Raw genomic sequence first — 3599 nt, 5'->3', positions numbered from 1 at the left:
TTATCTATTATTTTGAAAATTTATTTGGAAATTGTTTTATAATTCCGTTAGTAATGACATCTGATAAGATTAGGATATGTTTTTCACCTTTATCAAAGCTTTCAATATCAGCTTTCCAATCTTTATTAATTCTTGCAACTACTTCATCAGTAGTTAATTTTAAATGCATATGTAAAATATCTTTTAATTCTTTATTTGACCAATTGGGATTAGCTGCACTTAAAAAATCAGCAATTTTATCTGCATTTTCATACCATAAAGTGTTATATTTATCCACGTTACTTTTATTACCTTCTTTAGCAGCATCAACAATTTGTCCAGCTATAGAAATATGTTCTCTTAAAAGTTTAGAAAGTTTATTTCCAGCTATATCCCCATAGTAAGGTTTGATAGAATTTCCAATGTCATCTTGATTTTTTAAAAGTCTATCTAGTACAGTGTCTTTATCTTCAAGGGAAGCTAAATCACTAATAATAAAATTTCTAGTCCAGAGTACATGCTCTATCCAAAGTCTTTGTTCTTCCATTTTTAAATTTGCCATGGACTGAGTAAAAGGTAGTTTATCAGAAGAACTATCTATAGTAGCTTTAACTTCAGATGGTATTAAAGAAAAAGATACTAAAAGCATACATGTTAAAAAAATTGATAATAGTTTTTTCATTTTACACTCTCCTTTATTTACAAAATATAACTTAGGTTTTCCTAAAAGATATAAATATATTCAGTGATATAATGAAGTTTAAATAATATTTCCTTATGAATATTGTTTTAGGTTTAAATTTAAGCATTGTTAAGAGTATAGTAGCATAGGTTAACTTTTATAGTTCAGTTTAAAATTTAAAGGTAAAAAAGTGTTGAAATATACTGAAGTCCATAAAAAACTAATCTTTTAAATGTTTAATTAATATTAGAAGAAGTAATATTATATTAATATAATTAAAATAGCACTTACTATTTTAATTAGTAAGTGCTTATTTTTATTATTGAAGAAGTGGAAAGGTTTTTGAATGTATCCAAATTAAAGGATGTATTTTTAGGGTTTGAAAAGTATAAAATGAAGTAGATTATCAATAAAATTATAATTAAAATTGTGGTCTTACTATATTTTTTCATAATAAACTAAATCAATCCTCCTTTGATATATTATAATGTGATTTATATGTAAATATGTGGTATATAAGTTAAATTATTTTGAATAAATAAAAAATATTTAATAAACACTAATAATTTTATTTAAAGTTAATGGTATTTTAATTTATATGTTTATATAAGCTTATAAATTCGTTATTATATATTTATATAAATTATGGGGGGGACTAAAAATGAAATTAATAAAACCAGTAGCATTAAAAAAAGGAGATAAAGTAGCAACTATTAGCTTATCTTGGGGTGGAGCAGGTGATAGTGATATTTTATGGAGATATGAACAAGGGAAAAAACGTTTAGAAGAAGAATTTGGTTTGAAAGTTATAGAAATGGAAAGCACTTTAAAAGGAAGTGAATATTTATATAATCATCCTGAAAAAAGAGCAGAAGACCTAATGAATGCATTTAAAGATAAATCTATAAAAGGGATTTTAAGTTGTATTGGAGGGGAAGAAAGTGTAAGGATTTTACCTTATATAGATTTTGATATTATTAAAAATAATCCTAAGGTTTTTATAGGATATTCTGATACTACTATCTCACATATGATATGCTTAAAAGCAGGGATAGCTAGTTTTTATGGTCCATCAATTTTAGCAGAGTTTGCTGAAAATGTTAAAATGTTTGATTATACAAAGAAATGGATTTATAAAGTGCTATTTGATAATTCACCTATAGGCAAAATTAATTCATCTCTAATTTGGACAAGTGATTATTTACCATGGGTTCATAGCAATAAATATAAACAGAGAAATACTTATAAAAATGAAGGATATGAGCTCTTACAAGGAGAAGGTATAGTTAAAGGAAATTTAATTGGTGGATGTATAGATGTTTTAGAAATGATTAAAGGTACAAAACTTTGGCCAGAAAAGGAATTATGGAATGATGCAATTATATTTTTTGAAACATCAGAAGATATGCCAAAGCCAAAGTATTTAGAATATTGGTTAAGAAATTATGGATCACAGGGAATTTTTCAAAATGCAAAAGGTATAATATTTGGAAAACCTTATGACAATAAATATTATGATGAATATAAAAAGGTTATTTTAAAAGTTATAAATGAAGAACTAAAATTAAAACATTTACCTATAATTTATAATATGAATTTTGGTCATACAGCTCCAATGATAACTATTCCTTATGGAGCTGTAGGTGAGATCGATTGTAATAAAGTTGAATTTTCAATATTAGATTCTGGTGTCATTTAAATTAGAATATTTATTTTAGAATGAAAAGTAGGCTTAAGCCTACTTTTTTATGTTGACTTTAGTCTAAGGTGAAAGTTTAAAATTATATATGAAAGGTGTTGATATTATGAATCATAGTTATAGTATAAGTGAAGTTGCAAATGTTTTTAATATAACTACTAACAAAATTAGATATTATGAGAAAAAAGGACTATTAAAACCATTAAGAGACAGTAATAATGAGTATAGAAAATTTAATAATGAGGATATAATGACGTTACAATTGATATTGTTATATAGATCTATAGGTTTATCAATTAGTAATATAAAAGATATAATAGAAAACAAAAATAATAAAAATTATTTAAATCATTTTAATAATCAATGGGAAATAGTGAATAATGAAATTCAAAGATTGACTATAATTAGAGATTCACTAGAAAATATATTAGATAAACTTTATATGAATGGAGAATCTGAATTAGATAGTGATATATTAGATGTTATAAAAAGAGCTAATAAAATAAGGGATATTAAAAATAATTGGAAAGATAAATGGAATTTTAACGATTGGGCTAAAAACTATGATAAGACTATAGTAGAGGATAGAGGAGAAGTTAAATTATATAAGAATTATAATTTAATATTAGACAAGGTATACAATTTGGCAAGTGAAAATAGTAAAAAGGGATTTAAATTTTTAGAAATAGGTGTAGGAACAGGAAATTTAAGTAGCAAGTTTTTAAGAAATAATTGCGATATTGTAGGAATGGATCAATCTAGAGAAATGTTAAGCATAGCAAAGAAAAAGTATCCTAAATTAAAAGTAAGATTAGGAGAGTTTTAAAAAATACCATATAGCGATAAGAGTTTTGATATTATAGTTTCAACTTATGCTTTTCATCATCTAAATGAAAATGAAAAGGTTATAGCTATAGAAGAAATGATTAGGGTATTAAAAAATAATGGGGAAATAATTATTGGAGATTTAATGTTTAAAGATGTAGATGATAAAAAATCTGTATTGAAAAGTTTGACAAAAGGGCAGATAGAAGAAGTAGAAGATGAGTATTACTCTAATATTGATTTTTTGAAGAGAGAATTTAGAAAGTTTGATAAAAACTTAAGCTATGAAAGAATAGATATGTTTAACTATATAATTAAGATTGTTTAAATTAAAGTATATGAAAGTTTACTAAAACTGTGTATGGATTATGAAATATATACTTTTGAAAAAAATAGTAATAATAACCAATAATG

The 3599-nt window shown here is 24.1% G+C and carries 2 protein-coding genes and 1 pseudogene; 2 read left to right on the top strand and 1 reads right to left on the bottom strand.

The genetic code is table 11. The features are described 5' to 3' along the window. Nucleotides 1-7: 7 nt before the first annotated feature. Complete coding sequence (locus CSGHG_RS12275; protein WP_010295724.1) at nucleotides 8-661, bottom strand: hypothetical protein; 654 nt, start codon at nucleotides 659-661, stop codon at nucleotides 8-10. A 661-nt stretch (nucleotides 662-1322) separates the two neighbouring features. Here CSGHG_RS12275 and CSGHG_RS12270 point away from each other — a divergent pair. Next, entirely contained in the window at nucleotides 1323-2360 is a 1038-nt protein-coding gene (locus CSGHG_RS12270; protein WP_010295722.1) for a S66 family peptidase, read from the top strand. 88 nt (nucleotides 2361-2448) lie between these two features. After that, nucleotides 2449-3513 (top strand): annotated as a pseudogene (locus CSGHG_RS20715) (MerR family transcriptional regulator). The last annotated feature ends 86 nt before the right edge of the window (nucleotides 3514-3599 follow it).

This window comes from Clostridium senegalense JC122 (assembly GCF_000285575.1).
GTDB lineage: Bacteria > Bacillota > Clostridia > Clostridiales > Clostridiaceae > Clostridium_J > Clostridium_J senegalense.
This window is presented reverse-complemented; position numbering and strand designations above follow the sequence as displayed.